The sequence below is a fragment of the Labrys sp. KB_33_2 genome, assembly GCF_052114505.1.
Classification (GTDB): domain Bacteria; phylum Pseudomonadota; class Alphaproteobacteria; order Rhizobiales; family Labraceae; genus Labrys.
This window is the reverse complement of record NZ_JBFREW010000012.1, coordinates 80836-98439: the sequence shown is the minus strand read 5'-3', so window position 1 is coordinate 98439 and position 17604 is coordinate 80836. Positions and strand designations below refer to the sequence as shown.

18 protein-coding genes are annotated in these 17604 nt (G+C 65.3%); 8 read left to right on the top strand and 10 right to left on the bottom strand.

The window, feature by feature from the left end; all coding sequences use genetic code 11:
- Positions 1–27: 27 nt before the first annotated feature.
- From htpX to leuD, 3 genes are all read right to left on the bottom strand, one after another.
- Entirely contained in the window at positions 28–990 is a 963-nt protein-coding gene (htpX, locus tag AB4037_RS21735; protein ID WP_434959756.1) for a zinc metalloprotease HtpX, read from the bottom strand.
- A gap of 217 nt (positions 991–1207) precedes the next feature.
- The gene (locus AB4037_RS21730; RefSeq protein WP_441772912.1) at positions 1208–1906 is read right to left on the bottom strand and encodes a L,D-transpeptidase; all 699 of its coding nucleotides are present in this window, start codon (positions 1904–1906) and stop codon (positions 1208–1210) included.
- Positions 1907–2381: 475 nt separating this feature from the next.
- On the bottom strand, positions 2382–2987 hold the full coding sequence (gene leuD / locus AB4037_RS21725; protein ID WP_441772911.1) for a 3-isopropylmalate dehydratase small subunit: 606 nt from the start codon (positions 2985–2987) through the stop codon (positions 2382–2384).
- A gap of 105 nt (positions 2988–3092) precedes the next feature.
- On the opposite strand from leuD, the gene AB4037_RS21720 reads away from it, so the two are divergent.
- From AB4037_RS21720 to AB4037_RS21700, 5 genes are all read left to right on the top strand, one after another.
- A complete protein-coding gene (locus AB4037_RS21720) occupies positions 3093–3680 on the top strand; it encodes a hypothetical protein (protein ID WP_434959301.1) in 588 nt (195 codons plus the stop codon).
- 102 nt (positions 3681–3782) lie between these two features.
- A complete protein-coding gene (locus tag AB4037_RS21715; protein WP_441772910.1) occupies positions 3783–5318 on the top strand; it encodes a trimethylamine methyltransferase family protein in 1536 nt (511 codons plus the stop codon).
- A gap of 98 nt (positions 5319–5416) precedes the next feature.
- Positions 5417–5704, top strand: a complete 288-nt coding sequence (locus AB4037_RS21710; RefSeq protein WP_434959303.1) for an aa3-type cytochrome c oxidase subunit IV — start codon at positions 5417–5419, stop codon at positions 5702–5704.
- A gap of 365 nt (positions 5705–6069) precedes the next feature.
- Positions 6070–6699: a glutathione S-transferase family protein gene (locus tag AB4037_RS21705; protein WP_441772909.1), complete on the top strand. Its 630-nt coding sequence runs from the start codon at positions 6070–6072 to the stop codon at positions 6697–6699.
- Between the two features lie 249 nt (positions 6700–6948).
- The gene (locus tag AB4037_RS21700) at positions 6949–7902 is read left to right on the top strand and encodes a glucokinase (protein ID WP_441772908.1); all 954 of its coding nucleotides are present in this window, start codon (positions 6949–6951) and stop codon (positions 7900–7902) included.
- A 70-nt stretch (positions 7903–7972) separates the two neighbouring features.
- On the opposite strand, the gene AB4037_RS21695 is transcribed toward AB4037_RS21700, so the two are convergent.
- Entirely contained in the window at positions 7973–9148 is a 1176-nt protein-coding gene (locus tag AB4037_RS21695) for an MFS transporter (RefSeq protein ID WP_441772907.1), read from the bottom strand.
- Between the two features lie 53 nt (positions 9149–9201).
- Positions 9202–10140 carry a LysR substrate-binding domain-containing protein gene (locus AB4037_RS21690; protein ID WP_434959306.1) on the bottom strand — a complete coding sequence of 313 codons (939 nt, stop codon included), beginning with the start codon at positions 10138–10140 and terminating at the stop codon, positions 9202–9204.
- Between the two features lie 498 nt (positions 10141–10638).
- Here AB4037_RS21690 and AB4037_RS21685 point away from each other — a divergent pair, with 498 nt between their 5' ends.
- The gene (locus AB4037_RS21685) at positions 10639–11529 is read left to right on the top strand and encodes a DMT family transporter (RefSeq protein ID WP_434959307.1); all 891 of its coding nucleotides are present in this window, start codon (positions 10639–10641) and stop codon (positions 11527–11529) included.
- Positions 11530–11541: 12 nt separating this feature from the next.
- Complete coding sequence (locus AB4037_RS21680) at positions 11542–11922, top strand: hypothetical protein (protein WP_441772906.1); 381 nt, start codon at positions 11542–11544, stop codon at positions 11920–11922.
- 5 nt (positions 11923–11927) lie between these two features.
- Here AB4037_RS21680 and AB4037_RS21675 read toward each other — a convergent pair whose 3' ends face one another.
- Positions 11928–12761 (bottom strand): hypothetical protein, encoded by an 834-nt coding sequence (locus AB4037_RS21675; RefSeq protein ID WP_434959309.1) that lies wholly within the window; start codon positions 12759–12761, stop codon positions 11928–11930.
- Positions 12762–12847: 86 nt separating this feature from the next.
- A complete protein-coding gene (locus AB4037_RS21670; protein ID WP_441772905.1) occupies positions 12848–13171 on the bottom strand; it encodes an MmcQ/YjbR family DNA-binding protein in 324 nt (107 codons plus the stop codon).
- Positions 13172–13278: 107 nt separating this feature from the next.
- Here AB4037_RS21670 and AB4037_RS21665 point away from each other — a divergent pair, with 107 nt between their 5' ends.
- Entirely contained in the window at positions 13279–13692 is a 414-nt protein-coding gene (locus AB4037_RS21665) for a hypothetical protein (protein ID WP_434959311.1), read from the top strand.
- An 11-nt stretch (positions 13693–13703) separates the two neighbouring features.
- Here the strand turns inward: AB4037_RS21665 and AB4037_RS21660 are convergent, their stop codons facing one another.
- The 3 genes from AB4037_RS21660 to AB4037_RS21650 all read right to left on the bottom strand — a co-directional run bounded on the left by AB4037_RS21660 (position 13704) and on the right by AB4037_RS21650 (position 17597).
- The gene (locus AB4037_RS21660; protein ID WP_434959312.1) at positions 13704–14813 is read right to left on the bottom strand and encodes a mandelate racemase/muconate lactonizing enzyme family protein; all 1110 of its coding nucleotides are present in this window, start codon (positions 14811–14813) and stop codon (positions 13704–13706) included.
- Positions 14814–14832: 19 nt separating this feature from the next.
- The gene (locus AB4037_RS21655; protein ID WP_434959313.1) at positions 14833–16332 is read right to left on the bottom strand and encodes an aldehyde dehydrogenase; all 1500 of its coding nucleotides are present in this window, start codon (positions 16330–16332) and stop codon (positions 14833–14835) included.
- A 104-nt stretch (positions 16333–16436) separates the two neighbouring features.
- Entirely contained in the window at positions 16437–17597 is a 1161-nt protein-coding gene (locus tag AB4037_RS21650; protein WP_434959314.1) for an iron-containing alcohol dehydrogenase, read from the bottom strand.
- Between the last annotated feature and the right edge of the window lie 7 nt (positions 17598–17604).

Below are 17604 nucleotides of genomic sequence, written 5' to 3'. Positions count from 1 at the left end.
ATTTTCAATGCTTCCTGGTACGTCGGCTCAGCCCCACGGGCCTTTCGGATTCTCCGGGCCTTTCGGGCTTTGCGGGCCGCGAGGGCCGAGGTCGTCGAGATTGACGCCCTCGACGAAACCGCCCTGACGGGGCGGTTGTCGTCCCGCGCCCATGCGCCGGGCCTGTTCTTCCAGCGCGGCGATGCGGTTCTGGGTGTCGGGATGGGTCGAGAACAGATTGTCCATCGGCCGTCCCGACAGCGGATTGATGATGAACATGTGCGCCGTGGCGGGATGGGCCTCGGCCTGCTCGTTGGGAATGGCATGGGCGGCATTCTGGATGCGCGCCAGGCCCGAGGCGAGCGCCAGCGGGTTGCCGCTGATCTCGGCGCCCAGGCGGTCGGCCTCATATTCGCGTGAGCGCGAGATCGCCATCTGCACCACCATGGCAGCCAGCGGCGCCAGCACGGCGAGCAGGATGCTGCCGATTGGGCCGAGCGAATTGCGCTCGCGATTGCCGGAAAAGAACATGCCGAAATTGGCCACCATCGAAATGGCGCCGGCCAGCGTGGCCGTAACGGTCATCAGCAGCGTGTCGCGATGCTTGATATGGGCAAGCTCATGGGCGATCACGCCCGCGACCTCGTCGCGCGACAGCGACTGCAGCAGGCCGGTATTGATGGCAACGGCTGCATTGGCGGGATCGCGCCCGGTGGCGAAGGCATTGGGCTGCGGATCGTCGATCAGATAGAGCTTGGGCATCGGCAGGCCGGCATTGCGGGCAAGCCCGGCCGTGAGCTTGTAGAGCCCCGGCTCGCTGGCGGGACTGACCTCGCGGGCTCCATACATCGACAGCACCATGTCGCCCGAGCGCCAATAGGCGAACAGGTTGGTGCCCACGGCCACCAGAAGGGCGATCATCATGCCGCCCTTGCCGCCCAGCATGAGCCCGATCACCATGAACAGGGCCGTCATGCCGGCGAGGAGCAGGGCGGTGCGCGCGTAATGCATCGGAAGGAACCCGTTCGTCATGGCCTGAAAATCGGGTCTGCGATGGTCCATGCGCAAGAGGGTTGCGCATGAAAATTTCGTCACGTGGAAGCTGTAATGTCAGTCAGCGATAGGTTTGACTGGCGAGGACGTCGTTACGAGGACGCCAAAGCGGCCCGGCAATCGATATATTCGGCGCAATGCTGGACGGCTTCACTCCGCTCGCAAGGCATCGATATTACATCGCCGCTTCCTGGTCGTCGACGTCCCCGCCGCCGCTGCCGAGCACCACCACGCGGGAGCCGACGGGGGTGTTGTTGTAGAGGTGGATGATGTCCTGGTTGAGCAGGCGGATGCAGCCCGACGACATCGACTTGCCGATCGAGGAGGGGTCGATGGTGCCGTGCAGGCGGTAGAGCGTGTCGCGATCGCCCTGGAACAGATACAAAGCCCGTGCGCCCAAGGGATTTCCCGGTCCGCCAGGCATACCGCCAGCCCATTTGGCCGCTTCGCTGTCGCGCTTCACCATGTCGGAGGGCGGCGTCCAGCGCGGCCATACCGCCTTGCGCTTGATCGTCGCGCGGCCGTTCCAGGCGAAGCCCTCGCGGCCGACGCCCACGCCATAGCGCGTAGCGTTGCCGCCTTCATGCACGTGGTAGAGATAGTGATTGGCCGGGTCGACGACCACGGTACCCGGCGCCTCGCCGGTCGGGTCCGAGACTTCCCGGCGCAGGAAGGCTGAATCGATCCGCCGCAGATCGATCGCCGGGACCGGATTGCCGTTGTCCTCGAAGCCCGCATAGATTTCGCCATAGTCATAATCGCTGCCGCCCCAGCCATCGAAGATCGAGTCGGCTGACAGGCGCTTCGAAGAGGCGCAGCCGGCGAGAAGGAGCGGTGCGCCGAGCATGAACAGGCGGCGGGACAATTGGGGCATCACGGACCTTCCAAACCGGGAATCAGAATGAGCATGCGAATCGCGCGCCTACTACAAGCTGATCATCGTTAATTCTTCATTATTCGGCACAGTAAGGCTGGCGCAAATCATGCTCCAGCGGTCATTTCCCAACGTCACCCCTGGTAATGCGCAAGAGTTGGCGATATCGAAGCAAGTCTCAGGCGTGCTTTGCAACCAGGCATGGCAAGTGCATGAAGGTGCGCAGCCGCCCGGTTGCCGGCGGCTGAAATGCAGCCCTCATTCTCGCCCTGAGCCCCCGAGCAAAGCCTACGGCGTTGTGAAGGCCCGCAAGCGGCCGACCTTCAGACATCTTGCGCTTTCAAGAGAAAGCCCGGCAGTCCCTCCCGGTTTCGAGAAGAGATTGCCGGGCCTCGTTCGGTGTCGTCCTTTCCCAATTGAACAGCGCCGCCGCGGGGGGCGCGAAGGGGCGGAGACAGGCTTCAGGGCCGCGAGGTCAGATCCAGGGGCGCGACGCCGCCGTCTTCTGCTCGAAGGTGGCGATCGAGGGGGTCTTCTCCATGGTCTCGCCGATGTCGTCGAGGCCCTTGAGCAGCTTGTTCTTGCGGGCCGGGTCGATGTCGAACTTGACGCTGCCGCCATCCGGGCCGTGGATTTCCTGGGCTTCGAGATCCACCGTCAGCGTGGCATTGGCGCCGCGCCGGGCATCGTCGAACAATTTTTCGAGATCGGACTCGGAGACGACGATCGGCAGGATGCCGTTATTGAAGCAGTTGTTGTAGAAAATGTCGGCGAAGGAGGTGGAGATCACACAGCGTATGCCGAAATCGAGCAGCGCCCAGGGGGCATGCTCACGCGAGGAACCACAGCCGAAATTGTCGCCGGCGACCAGGATCTTGGCCTGGCGATAGGCGGGCTTGTTCAACATGAAATCCGGATTTTCGCTGCCGTCATCGTTGAAGCGCATCTCGGAAAACAGTCCCGCGCCGAGGCCCGTGCGCTTGATGGTCTTGAGATATTGCTTGGGGATGATCATGTCCGTGTCTACGTTCATGATTTCCAGCGGCGCAGCGACGCCCGTGAGCGTGACGAACTTGTCCATTGTGTTCAAACCGTGTGAGATAAGGCTCTGTTGCCCGGTCTTTTATGGCTAGACGGCGCAAGTGACAAGCAAATTGGGTGACAGTGAATTGGACCGGAAGGAACCATGTCTGGCTTGTTGACGCTGAGCGAGGCGGCGCGACGCGCGACGGTGAAGGCTTTGGCGCCCGCCGAGCCGATCGTCTACGTCACTGCGCCGGATCCGCGCGAGGCCGCGCGCAACGCTTTGCCGACCCTCGGCGCCGGCGTCCTTCTCGCGGTTCTCAGCCTGCCGATCGCCTGGGCCTGCCTCGTGGCCGTCTGGCAGGCCGTCCACAGTGGCGGCTCGCTGATCCTGCCGGCCCTGTTCAGCCTCCTCGCCGTGCCGGCCTTCCTGTTCGGGCTTTACCTCACCTGCGCGCCCTGGGCCGCCTACCGGCGCGCCAAGGATCGGGTGGTGCTGATCACGGATCGGCGCCTGGTGCTGATCTCCATCCGCAGCGGCATCGAGGAAGTCCTTTCCGGCAGAGCCATTCTGGGCGTCGAGCGCAAAAGCATCGAACGCGGCTTCGGCACGCTGGAAATCCGCCATGAGGCGAAGGGCGACGAGGCCGAAACGACCTTGACCGGGCTCGACAATGTCATGGCGGCGGAACTCGCCATCCGGCGGCTTTCGCTTGATCATTCCGTCACCATCATCTCCCCCGTGCACTGAACGGCCAGAAACTGTCGCCTGCAGAACAGGGAATGTCCGGTTTCAGTCTTTGAGACATTTTCGTCCAGCTAGCATCACTCTGTCCAACTCAGGAGTGGCACGATGAGGGCGGAAGTAGCGGCCGAGACGAGGCGGTCCCGTTCGGGACGGCGCGGGGTGCGCAGCGGGCCGGCGGCACCCGCCTATATCACGCGCCGGATTCCGCCCTACGAGATCCTGTCGGAGGAAGCCCTCGTCCGTATCGAGGAGCACGCCGACCGCATCCTCGAGGAGATCGGCTTCGAGATCCGCGGCGACCAGGAAGCCGTCGACCTCTTCCGCCTGGCCGGTGCCGACACCGATGGCTGGCGCATCCGCCCGCCGCGCGGCCTGATCCGTTCGATCATCCAGGCGAGCTGCCCGGCGAGTTTCGTCCAGCACGCCCGCAATCCCGAGCGTTCGGTGGTGATCGGTGGGCCCAATACGGTGTTCTCGCCGGCCTATGGCTCGCCCTTCGTTTCCGATGCCGATCGCGGCCGGCGCTACGGCACGCTGGAGGATTTTGGCAATTTCGTGCGGCTGGCCTATCTGACGCCCTGGCTGCACCATTCCGGCGGCACGGTGTGCGAGCCGGTCGACGTGCCCGTCAACAAGCGGCATTTCGACATGGTGCTGGCGCATATGACCCTGTCGGACAAAGCGTTCATGGGGTCGGTGACCACGGCGCCGCGAGCCGCCGATTCCATCGAGATGTGCCGGGTGCTGTTCGGGGCCGAGTTCGTCGACGCCAATTGCGTCATCCTCGGCAACGTCAACACCAATTCACCTTTGGTGCTGGACGGCGAGGCATCCCGCGTCATCCGCACCTATGCCAGGGCCAATCAGGCGGCCGTGTGCGTGCCCTTCATCCTCGGGGGAGCCATGGGGCCGGTGACCACGGCGGGGGCGCTGGCGCAGTGCTTTGCCGAGGCCATGATGTGCGTGGCGCTCACCCAGCTCGAACGGCCGGGAGCGCCGGCCATCCTCGGCAATTTCCTGTCCTCGATGTCGCTGAAATCCGGCGCTCCCACTTTCGGCACCCCGGAGCCGGCGCTCGGCTATCTCGGCATCGGCGCGCTGGCGCGCCGGCTCGGCGTGCCACTGCGTTGCGGCGGCAATCTGTGCGCCTCCAAGATCCCCGACGCCCAGGCCGCTTATGAGAGCGCCAATTCGATGTGGCCGGCCTTTCTGGCCGGTGCCCATTTCATCCTGCATGCGGCCGGCTGGGCCGAAGGCGCCCTGGCGATGTCCTATGAGAAATTCGTGATCGACGCGGACCAACTCGGTGCCTTCCACACTTTTGCGCAAGGCATGCCGGTCGACGACAACGCCTTCGCCCTCGACGGCTTTCACGAGGTCGGGCCGGGCAAGCATTTCCTCGGCAGCGCCCATACCATGCGCAACTATGAAACCGCCTTTTACGATTTCCCGCTCTCGGACAACAATTCCTTCGAGCAATGGAGCGAGGAGGGTAGCCAAGACATCGTCCAGCGTGCCAACCGCAAATGGAAGGCGATGCTGGAAGCCTACGCGCCGCCGCCGCTCGATGCGGGCAAGCGCGAGGCTCTGGAGGCTTTCGTGGCCGAGCGTAAGGCAGCCATGTCCGATGCCTGGTATTGATGCCAGCTTCGCCGTTGGCTGGGGCCTGCCACCAAAGCGCCGCATTGCATAAAGCGGCTCTTCGGGTTAAAGGCCCTTGTCCAATTCTGGGGATGAAAATGGCCGAAGCACATCACGACACGATGACCTCGCACGACTTTTCCGATCACAAGAACACCTATGAGGGGTTCCTGCGTTTTTCCGCGATCGGAATGGCCTGGACTCTGGGCATCGTGGTTGCGCTGGCCATCGGTGGCACCAGCGGACGCTGGGGCATCTGCTCGATCATCGCGATCCTGTCGACCATCGCCACCGTGTTCGGCATGGCGGTGAAGAGCTGGAGCTGGAAGCCCGGCGCTCTCGTGCTGATCCTGGGACTCCTCATTCTGCTGCTTCTCTCCCACTGAGGTGGCCGCTGCCGAAGGGCGGGGACGTCCCGACCTTCGGTGCCGGCATGCGATATCGGGATGCCCTTCCCGCCTTGCCTCTCGATGAATGATCGTGGTCCGCAAGGTGCGGGCCTTCTGGCTTGCCTGCAACCAGGTACGAGCCGGCGCGAGCCCGGCACTTTCCCGTGTAAGAGGCACTATAGGGGCTGTGCCTTCGCCATCGGCGGCCATTAGTCTGGCAAGACCGATATGGGCCTTCCCGATCCATCCCGCTGTCCTAAGCAGTCCATGGCGTCTCGTCCGCATTGATCATCCGGCTCGCAATGAGGCGGAATCCGGCCTAACAATAAAACGGCAATGGTAATGCTCGGGAGGAACATGCGATGCGGCAGTGGCGGCACTATTGGTGTCCCGGCACCGGCTCCCTGGTCGTCGACGTTGCCTTTGCCTGGGCGGGAATCACGCCCGAGCGCATCCTGATCGATACTGACAAGGGCGAGCAGCAGGCGCCCGACTTCCTCGCCGTCAATCCCGCTGCACAGGTCCCCGTGGTGATCCTGCCCAGCGGCACCGTGCTGACGGAGACGGCGGCGATCCTTCTCACCATCGACGAGGCTTCCGCCGGGGCCGGTCTGCTGCCGGCCGCCGGCTCTACGGCGCGGGCCGTTTCGCTGCGCTGGCTGATGTTCCTGGCGACCAATGCTTATCCGGCCGCATTGCGAACCTATTACGCCGATCGCTTCACCACCGATGCCAGCGAGGCGGCGCGGGCGGCGGTCGCCGAAGCGGCCCGGCAGGATTCCGACCGCATCTTCACCCTGCTCGCCAACGAGATCGCCGGGCCCTTCCTGCTGGGTGACAATGTCACCATCGTCGATGTCTATGCCGCCATGATCGCCGGCTGGCACGAGCAGGCGCGTGCCCTGCCGGCTTTCCGGGCGCTGTACAAGGCCCTGATGGCCCATCCGGTGATCGGGCCGGCCTGGCGGCAGCACGAAGGACGGCCGGATTGATCCGTGTTCGGTTCTTCAAAGGGCTTTGACGGGGGGAATGCAGGCGCTACATCTTGATGCGGGCAGGCTTGAAAATCTCATCCGCAACTGTCAGCCTCACCGGTAACAATCAACAGCGTTTCGCGATTTGACGGAATCGTCGAGAATCGCAGAGACGCTTTAGCCAGTTCGTTGGATTGGCTGGAAACAAGAAGTTAGAGCAAACAAGCGTTCAGCCGTGAACGCGCTGCTCGGGGAGACGAGATTCTCATGACGAACCTGACCTTGCTGGGCGATATCGGCGGCACCAACAGCCGGTTTGCCCTCGTCGTTCAGGGCCGCACCGATTATCGCAGCGAGCGGCATTACGAGAACAAGCAATTTCCCACCTTCCGGGATGCGATCGAAGCCTACATCGCCGATGTCGGCGAGCGGCCCAATGCCGGGGTCGTCGCCATTGCCGGACCGGTGGCAGGCGAGATGGTCGGGCCGACCAACCGGCAGAGCTGGCTGTTCAATCCGCCGACCCTGGCGGCGGAATTGCGCTTTGCGCGTCTCGACGTGATCAATGATTTCGAGGCCGTCGCCCACGCCTTGCCGCATTTGGCGCAGGCCGACACCACGGTGATCGGCAATGTCACCGCCAGCGCGGCCGGCGGCAATATGGCGGTGCTCGGGCCCGGTACCGGGTTGGGCGTCGGTGCCCTGGTGCGTGGTGGCTCGCGCTGGATCGCGGTGCCTTCCGAGGGTGGGCATGCTGAGATCGGCGCGCCGGCCGGGGACTGGGGCAAGGCGCATGAGCTCATCCGCAGCAGGATCGGCCGCGTCTCGGGCGAGCATGTGCTGTCGGGGCCGGGACTGCAGCGCATCGACGCCGCGCTCGCGGCCCTTGCCGGCCATCCCGCCGAGCGCAGTGCCGCCGAGATCGGCACGGCGGCGGTGGCGGCCAGCGATCCGGTGGCGGTGGAGGCCACGCATCTGTTCTTCGACTATCTCGCCCGCTTTTCCGGCGACGTCGGCCTGATGTTCGCGGCCAAGGGCGGCGTCTTCCTCTATGGCGGCGTGGTGCAGAAGCTCTCGCCGCTGATGGATGAGGACGCCTTCCGCGCTGCCTTCGAGGCCAAGAGCCCGCTGGAGAAGTTCCTGCGCGAGATCCCGATCCGGCTGATCACCCATCCAACGCCGGGCCTGATCGGCTGCGCGGCAGTGGCGGCGCATTGGTAGGGATGGCAAATTGGGGGCGCGACAAGCCGTCTCCCGCGAGGGGAGAAGAAGATCCTTGTGAGATGGCTGATCAGATTGTGGTCGTGCCAGCCTTGTCGGGACCGGGGCTCCTCAGCACGCGCAGCAGGATGAACACCGCCATGGCGGCGTGAATGCCGGCATTGTGGAGGTAGAGGCCGGGATCGCCGAGCCATTGCATGATGGAGTAGGCGGTGATCGGACCGAGCACGGCGCCGATGCAATAGAGGAACAGCAGGGCAGCAGCGACGCCGACGGCATTGTCGCGGCCGGTGATGTCGTTGGTATAGGCCGAGCTTGCATAATATTGCGTCGAGATGATGCCGCCCAGCACGAAGCCGGTGATCACGAAGGGCCAGCCGACCAGGAGCTTGCCGGACCAGTAGATGCCGATCTCGACCAGAGCTGTGACGAGGGTGAGGCCGATCAGCACCTTGCGCCGGTCGAAGGCGTCGGAGAGCCGGCCGACCGGAAATTGGAAGGCGGCCGAGCCCAAGGTGATGGCCGAGATCAGCGTGCCGGTCTGTACGCCGTCCATGCCGAGCTTGGTGGCGTAGACAGGCGTCAGCGACCAGAACGGGCCGTTGGCAAAGCCGATCAGCGTGGCGCAGACGAAGCCGACCGGCGTGGTGCGCAGGAGCCAGAGGAGACGCATGCCGGGACGACGGCCGTCCCTGGGTGGCGGGCCGTCCTCGATCAGCAGCAAGGGCGCCAGGCAGACGATCACCACCGCCGCAGCGATACCGAAAATGGTGAAGGCGGCCGGATCGCCCAGCCGCATGAACTGGTTGCCGATGGCCCAGCCGCCATATTGGGTGATCGAGTAGAGGCCGAGCAGGCGCCCGCGGATGCGGTTCTCAGCCCTGCCCTGCAGATAGCTTTCCACGATGGCGTAGATGCCGGCCAAGAAGAAGCCGCGCAGGAAGCCGATGATCACCCAGGCGTGCGGTTCGACCAGGGTGCCGGCGACCAAGATCATCGCCGCGCCGCAGATCGAGGACAGGCCGAAGGCCTTGATATGGCCGAAGCGCTGGACGAGGCGCGGGGTCAGGAAGGCGCCGGCGAGCATGCCGCCGAAATAGGCCGAGCCCATCAGGCTGATGGCCAGCGCCGGAAAATGCTCGAGCTCGGCGCGCACCGGCAAAAGCGTGGTGAGAACGCCATTGCCGGCCAGCACGCCGGCGACGGCGACCAGCAGGGCGGCGATGGAAGCGTAGGAGGAACGCAAGGCAGCGAACTCGTGGCAGGAGAGCGGGTGGAAGGGGGTGTGGAGAAGGCAGCTCAGACGGCCGGCGCCGTGCTTTCCTGAAGGAAGGGCGGTCGCGAAAAACGGCGGATCAGCCAGGAACGGAACAAAGCGATCTCCGGGCGGTCGAGGTCATCGGGGTGGATGGAGAGGTAATAGCCATAGCCGTCATCGACATGGATGTCGTAGGGGCGTACCAGGCGGCCGGCCCGGATCTCGTCCTCGAACAGCACGGGATCGACCAGCGCCAGGCCTTCGCCCGATAGCGCATATTGCACCGCGAGCTGGGCGGTATCGAAGACGAGGCCGCGATCGAGCGATCCCGGTGCGACATGGGCGGCCCTGGCGAAATTCTGCCACAGGAAGGCTGGAGGACGGCTGTCGAGCTTGACGTGGAGGAGATCGTTGGCGGCCAGGAAGCCGGCGATGTCGGTGCTATCGGCTCGCGCGGCGACGTCGGGATGGCACAGGATGGTCAGCTTCACCATCCAGAGGAGGTCGAGTACCTGCGGCGCTACCCGCGGCGGCGTGTAGATCACAGCGACGTCGGCCTCTCGCTCGGCATTGCCAGGCACGGGGCGGGAATCGATGTCGAGCCGGAGATCCGGGAATTCGGCCCGGAAATGGCGCAGGATCGGCACGGCGAGGCGCTGGGCGAAGGTCGTCGGCAGCAGCACCCTGAGAGAGCGCTGCGGCTCGCCCCGCTCGCGCATGATCTCCTCCAGCGTGGTGTCGATGCGCTCGAAGGCCTTTTCGACGACAGGCAGGAGGCGCTTGCCGGCCTCGGTCAGGGCCGGCTGCGACGGCTTGCGATCGAACAGGGGCACGCCGAGGAAATCTTCCAGGCCGATGACATGGCGGCTGACGGCGCTTTGGGAGACCAGCAGGCTTTGGGCTGCGCCGGTGAAACTCCCCTGCCGCCCCACCGCCTCGAAGGCCCGCAAAGCGTTCAGCGGCAGCCAGCGCCTGTCCATGATGTCGAACCCCGTTGATCGCGGCGATCGGGAGAAAATCGCATCCTCTTACATCATCCGGTTCGGCCAAACTCAATGTTCCCTGCGCGACCTGGACGAGGGGCATGATGACGCATGGAGGTTAGGGGCGCCAAAGGAAGGGGGCAGTCTGTCGGTCTCGACGTTTCGGCTCGCGAGCGATGCCGGCGGGAGGGCTCCGAGCCACTTATACCAACCTTCATGAATCGTGACCGGTGCGTGTGGATAGAACGCTGTCATTCCCGGCGCCGCCGAAGGAGGCGGGAAGGGAATCCAGGGCCGGGGTCTACGCTCGCTAGCCCCTGGATCCCCTTCCCCTCGCTGCGCTCGGCCGGGGATGATGGGTCATGTATTCTGCGGATTGGTATTAGGGAGAAGGCTAGTCGCGACATCTGAGCACAGGGCTCTCGCTCGCGTCGGGCCGGGGACGATGGTATAGCCAGTCCATCAGCTCCGTTTTGCTGCCTCGCGTACCCCTTCATGCCTCCCCTTTCTCCCCCCGATTCACGCCCTTTGACCGGCATCGCGCTGGCCTCGGTCGGCTATTGCCTGTTCGCCATCCAGGATGCCGCCGTCAAATGGCTGGTGGCGAGCTATGAGGTGCCGCAGATCCTGTTCCTGCGCTCGGTCGTCATCCTGGTCGTGGGCATGGCGATCGCCTGGCGCCAGGGCCAGCCGCCGATCTGGCAGAGCCGCAACAAATGGGCGCTGACCTCGCGCGGCCTGCTTTTGCTGGTGGCCTGGCTCAGCTTCTACAACGCTTCGCGCTATCTGGGCCTCGCCGATCTCACCACCATGTATTTCGGCGCGCCGGTGATGGCGGTGGTGCTCTCCATCCTGATCCTGAAGGAGAAGGTCAGCGTCGCGCGCTGGCTTGCCGTGCTTGCCGGCTTCCTCGGCGTGATCGTGGCGGCCGATCCCTCGGGCCGGCCCGACTTCCTGCCGGCGGCGATGGTGCTGTTCGCCGCCTTCTGCTGGGCCTGGGGCACCGTGCTGATCCGCCTGATCAACCGCTCCGAAAGCACCGCCAACCAGATGATCGCCACATCCGGCCTGTTCGTGCTGGTGTGCGGGGCGGCGCTGCCCTTCATCTGGAAGACGCCGGATGCCATGGGGTGGGGCTTGATGCTCGGCCTCGGCCTGGTGTCGGGCGTCGCCCAGTACCTGCTCTATGAGGGCTATCGCTACGCTCCGGCCTCGGCCCTGGCGCCGGTGGAATATACCGGTCTGGTCTGGGCCTTCATCTATGGCTACCTCCTGTGGCAGGATGTTCCCAAGCCCCACGTCTTCGCGGGTGCTGCCCTGATCGTCGTCGCCAGCCTCGGCCTGGTCTGGTGGGAGGCACGGGCGGCGCGGCTGCGGACGGCCTGAGCGGAGCCTGCCATGGCCAATATCTGCCCCCATTGCGGGGAAGCGCCCTGCCTGTCCGTCCGGCGCAAGCTGACGCTGGGGCCGACGGGCTCGGCGCGCTGCCTTGCCTGCGACTGCAAGGTCGGTGTCGCCTTCGGCCCCGCCGTAGTCTCGATGGCGGCGATCTGGCTCCTGTTGCTCGCGCTGGCGTTCCTCATCCTGCTCCGGCTGGCCCTGGCGAGCATTGATCCTGATGCCGCGCCGATTGGCGCCATGCTGGCCGTGGCAGGCCTTCTGGCCATCGCCCTGGCGGTGCATTGGTTCGGCGTGCCCCTGCGTATCGACGAACTCTCCGATGTGCAGACGGTGGCGGAGGGGCGGGCACGCGTGGCGGCGCGAGCCGGGGCCCGCTGAGGGCCTTATTCAAAGACCTTGCCGGCATCCTCGGCCGAAATACCGTCCTTGAGGCGGACCATCTGCTGATAGGCCGCCATGACCAGCAAGCTGAGCATCAACAGGAACAGGTCGTAGGCAAGCCAGATCGCGATTGCCACGGTGGTGCTGCTGGAGAGGCCCAGCGTGGCGCCAAGAGGGGGCGCGATTATCCGCATGATCATGAAGGCGATGACCAGCCCCAGAAGCAGCAACATGATGATGGCGGCGATCCGCCAGCGCTGCCCTGCGGTAAGGGAGAAACTGCGACGGATGGCTTTGAACGGGCCGCCGCGTTCCAGCACGGCCGCCGGCAGCGTGGCGAAGAGCAGGGCGGAGACGGTGATCAGAAGGACCAAGGTCGCGAGGCTGAGGCCGAGCAGGAGGATACGGCTGGCGAAATAGCGCGACAGGCTCTCCATGAGGGTGACCCAACCATAAAGGATGAAGCCGAGCGCGGCGAAACACAGGACGACGGCAAGCAGAACCGGCACGAAGCGCCGCAGCAGGGAACCCCAGGCGCTGCTGGTCCTTGTGGTGCGCCCCTCATCCATCACCAGCACCATGCCCATGCTGGCAAACAGGAACAGAGCACCGGCTGCAACCGGCAGGCCGTAGGCACCGGCCGGATGGATGGCGAGAACATAGTAAGAGGGCGCATTGGGAGACACAGACGCCGCCAGGAAGAATTCTCGCAGGAACAAGCCGATCGACACGCCCACAGTCTGTAGAACATTGAGCAATATCAGCCAGATGAAACGTTGCCGGAACAGGACCCAAGCTCGGGCGTAGACAGCCCCGATTGCAATATGCTCGGTCATTCCAACCCTTTTTCTGCTTCCGTTTCCGATTCTCTCCCACGGGACCGGAATCGAAACAAGGCACGCCGAGGCGGCATGGAATGAACTCATCGCTTTTTCTTCGCCGGTGCACCGTGCCTCCACGCCATCGCGAGCGCGTCCTGCAATTCCGCTTCGCTCGCGGCTGAGAGGGTGAGCGTGGTCCAGCCCTGCCGGCCCCAGGCATTGGTAACAGGGCGGAAAACATCAGGGGCAAGCAGGCATTTGAATTCCTGCTCTTCCGGCGTGAAGCGCAGATTGGCGCTCAGGCCGTCGGGGGCGAGGGTGGCGTAGATGCGCACGGCCTTGAAGGCGGTGCGCTCGAAATGCGGCGCCTCGCTGGTGCCCGCGAGCGACAGGGCGATCCGCCTGAAATCACCGGCATCGGCCATGATGCGTTTTCCCCGCTATTTCGAAGGCGAGCTTACCTCTTCGCAACCGTGAGTGACATCGTCTTGCCAAGGCCCGTGGCTCTGGCTAGGCAAAGGGGATGAAGACCATGCTCCGTCTCGTCCTCACTTTCCTGTTCGTCGCCGCGACGGTTCCGGCGCTTGCCGCCACGCTGCCGGCCAAGCGCCATCTCGCCTGGGTCGGTACCGGCGTGCAGAGCGAGCGCGGCGCGCCGCCGAGCCGCTGGCGCATCCATCTCGTCTTCGACATCAACGGCAACGCCCGCATCGACTATCCCAGCCTGCATTGCGGCGGGGTACTGATCCGGCGCAGCCAGCACGGCGCCATCGTGCGTTACCGCGAGCATATCCGCTACGGCCGCGGCACCTGCGTCGACGGCGGCATGGTGACGGCCTGGCGGCGAGGCAATCGGCTGTTCTGGCGCTGGAGCGGGGTGAACACCCGCTTTCCCGGTATCAGGGCGCGCGCCACGCTCGTGCTGTCGCGGCATCGGGGACGATAGGAGCGAAAACCTCAGCCGATCCGCGTCTTCGCCAGCATCTTCTCGTCCAGTGCGTAGCCCATGCCGGGCGTTTCGCTCAGCGTGATCATGCCCTCGCCGTCGACCGCCAGGGGCTCGGTCATCATGAAGTCGCGGCGCGGCAGGCTCCATTCCGGCGGGTCGTAGGGAAATTCGATGAAGGGCGCGTCGGCGAGGCCCGCGGTCAGGTGGCAGTTGGCGGCGACGCCCATGCCATTGGTCCAGGTATGCGGCGTGAAGGTGAGATTGTTCTCCTGCGCCATCGCAGCGACGCGGCGCAGGCCGGTGATGCCCCCGACCAAGGCGGCGTCGGGCTGCAGCACGTCCAGGCAGCCATCGCGGATGAGGTCGCGAAACTCGTAGAGCTCGCGCGTCATCTCGCCGCCGGCGATGCGGATGTCGACCATTTCGCGCAGGCGCCGCATGCCTTCCCGGTCGGAGCGGTGCAGTGGCTCCTCCATCCAGTAGACGCCGAGCCGTTCGAGTTCGCGGGCGACAGGGATCGCCTCCTTGAGCGTCCACGGCGCATAGGCGTCCCAGGACATGCGCCAGCCCTGGTTGCAGTCGACCATCAGGTCGAGCCGGTTGCCGATACGGGCCCGCACCGCCTCCAACGCCTTGATGTCGGCCCGCCAGTCGCCGCGATGGAAGCGGATCTTCAGTGCCTTGAAGCCCTGGCCGAGATAGGCCTCGGCCGCGTCGGCGAGTTCCTCGGGCTTGCGCAGCGTGCCCGAGGAGGCATAGGCGGCCACCTTGTTCGAAAGGCCGCCGAGCAGCTTCCACACCGGCTGGCCGGTGATCTTGCCGGCGAGGTCCCACAATGCCAGGTCCAGCGGCCAGCAACGGCCGTAATGGAACTGGATGTTGGAGAGGATGCGGTAATGGCGTTCGATCGCCATCGGATCTTGGCCGATGAAGAAGCGCTCATGGCCCTCGAAGCCGGTCATGGTGTCGCCGGAGCCATAGCCGGTGAGGCCCTCATCGGTGGTCACCCGCACGATGGTAGCGTCGAAGGCGGTGCGCGGCTTCGAATCCCAGCTCGCATGGAAGGGCGGGTCGAGGGGCAGGCGGTGATGGGTAATCTCGATGCTGGTGATTTTCATGGGATGTCCGCGCTCCAAATCAGTACGCTGTCCACACTGTCTTGAAATCCATGTACTTCTCGATGGCGTGGGGGGAGCGGTCGCGGCCGAAGCCCGATTGCCGGAAGCCGCCGAAAGGCGTGGCGAGCGAAGAGCGGTCGAAGCAGTTCACCCACACCGTGCCGGCGCGAATGCCCGAGGTGAAGCGGTGCGCGGCGTTCATATTGCCGGTCCACACCGCGGCAGCGAGGCCGTAGATGGAATCATTGGCCATGCGCAGCGCTTCGCTCTCGTCGGTGAAGGTGCTGACGACCACGACCGGGCCGAAGATTTCTTCGCGAGCCACGCGGTGCTGCGGCTCGACACCGTCGAGGATGGTGGCCTCGACATAGTAGCCGCCGCTCCCTGCCATCGCCTGGCTGCCGCCATGGGCCACCGTCGCGCCTTCGCGTGTGCCGATGTCGATATAGCTGAGCACGCGCTCCATATGGCCCTTTTCGACCAGGGCGCCCATCTGGGCTGTTGGATCGAGCGGATGGCCGAGTGGGATCTGGCTCTTGGCGACCTCACCGATCTTCCGGACCAGTTCGTCCTTGATCGAGGCATGGGCGATCACGCGCGAGCCGGCGTGGCAAGTCTCGCCCTGATTATAGAAGATGCCCCAGGCGATGCCGGAAGCGGCGGCGTCGAGATCGGCGTCACCAAGCACGACATGCGGGCTCTTGCCGCCGCATTCCAGCGCCACGCGCTTCATGTTGCTCTCGCCGGCATAGCGCAGCATCAGCTTGCCCACTTCGGTAGAGCCGGTGAAGGAGATCATGTCGACGTCAGGATGCAGTGCCAGGGGCTTGCCGGCTTTCTCGCCGAAACCGGGCACAACGTTGAGCACGCCGTCCGGCAGGCCGGCCTGTCGGGCGAGTTCGCCCAGACGCAGCGCCGAGAGTGGCGACTGCTCCGCCGGCTTCAGCACCACGCAGTTGCCGGCGACCAAGGCAGGGCCGATCTTCCAGGCGGTGATGATCAGCGGGTAGTTCCAGGGCACGATGGCGCCGATCACCCCGAGCGGTTCGCGCCTGACAATGGCGAGATCGTTGGGTCCGGTTGGCGCAACCTCGTCGAAGCTCTTGTCGGCGAACTCGGCGTAATACTGGATGCAGTCGGCGCAGAAGGGCACGTCGACGGCGAGCGAGTTGCCAATGACCTTGCCGACGTCGAGGGTTTCAAGCAAAGCCAGATGCTCGAGATCGGCCCGGATCAGCTCGGCGAAGCGTAGCAGGATGCGTTTCTTCTCGGCTGGCGGCTTCAGGCGCCAGCGCCCATCCTCGAAGGCGGCGCGGGCTGATGTCACGGCCGCCTCGATGTCCTCTGCGCCGCAATCGGCGACCTCGGCAATCGTCCGGCCGTCGATGGGTGAGGTCTTCGTGAATGTCTTGCCGGAAAGAGCGGGAACGTAGCGGCCGCCGATGAAGGCGCGGCCTTCCGGCTTGAGGGCTGCGGCCTTGGCTTCCCAGTCGGAGCGGGTGAGGGGGGTGGTGAGCATGGGGGCCTTCCTGGGACCGCCGGCTTTAAGCCGGCTTTTGAAAACGAAGGGCGTGTCGATAGGAAGAGCGGACGGGACGTCCGCCTCTTGGAGGCACTGCGCTCCTAGGCCTGCGTCAGCACGCGTTCGGCGAAGCGGATCAGGTCGGCCTCCTCGATCGTGCGACGGTTGGACGTGCGCATCGCGGCATTTTCGGGCCGGGCCATCTGCTCGGCGAGGCGCGTCGAGGTGATGCCGGCGAATTCGTCGGCAAGCGAGACCTTGATACCGATGGCGCGCACCAGCTTCTCGAAGGCGGCGGGCAAGGCGGCTGATGATGCGAGCCCCATCGCCCGCGCGGCGGCGGCGAAGCGCCCGTCATCGCCTTCGATGTTCCAATCGAGCGTGGCGATCATGCCGAGCGCCACCGAGCGGCCATGCTGGACCGGGCGGAGCGAGCCCAGCGCATGGCCGATATTATGGGCGACGGCGGTGCCGCAATTGTCGATGGCGATGCCCCCCAGCGCCGCGGCGCGCTGCAGCCCCTCGCGGGCGGCGAGGTCGCTGCCCTTGCCGACGGCATCGGGCAGGTTGGCGACGGCGAGGCGGATGGCCTCATGTGCATAGACGTTGTTGGCCGGCGTGGCGTTGCCGTTGGTGGTGGCCTCCAGCGCGTGGACGAGGGCGTCGATGCCGGTCCAGGCCGTCAGCACAGGCGGCAAAGAGAGCGTGGTTTCCGGATCGAGGATCACCTCGTCGGGCTTGAGCTCCTCGCCCCAGAGCCAGACCTTGGCCTTGTCCGAGCGGGTGAGGATGGCGGTGCGGGTGCATTCGGAGCCCGTGCCGGAGGTAGTGGGGATGACCAATGAGACCAGGCGCTTGCGTGGAAAGGGGCGCTTGCACAATTCGTAGTCCTGCGCGGAGCGTCGGGCCGTGGCGGCCGTGGTCGCGACGGCGGCTACCACCTTGCCGAGGTCGAGAGCGGAGCCTCCGCCGAGCGAGATCACAGCCTTGGCCTTGGTGCGCCGTGCCTGGGCGGCTGCGGCATCGGCCGAGGCAATGGTGGGATCGCCACCGAATTCGGTGAAGACGGAGACGCCGAGCCCGGCCTTGCGCAGCGACGCCTCGACATCGTCGATCAGGCCGGTCGCCTTCAGGCCGGGATCGGCGACCAGCAGCACCTGCGCCCCCTTGCCGAGCCTGGCGGATGCAAGCTCACCGGCGAGTTCCCGGGCCCCCGGCCCTCCGGTGATGCGTGGCAGATGGGAAAGCTGGTAGCGGGACATGGGGAAC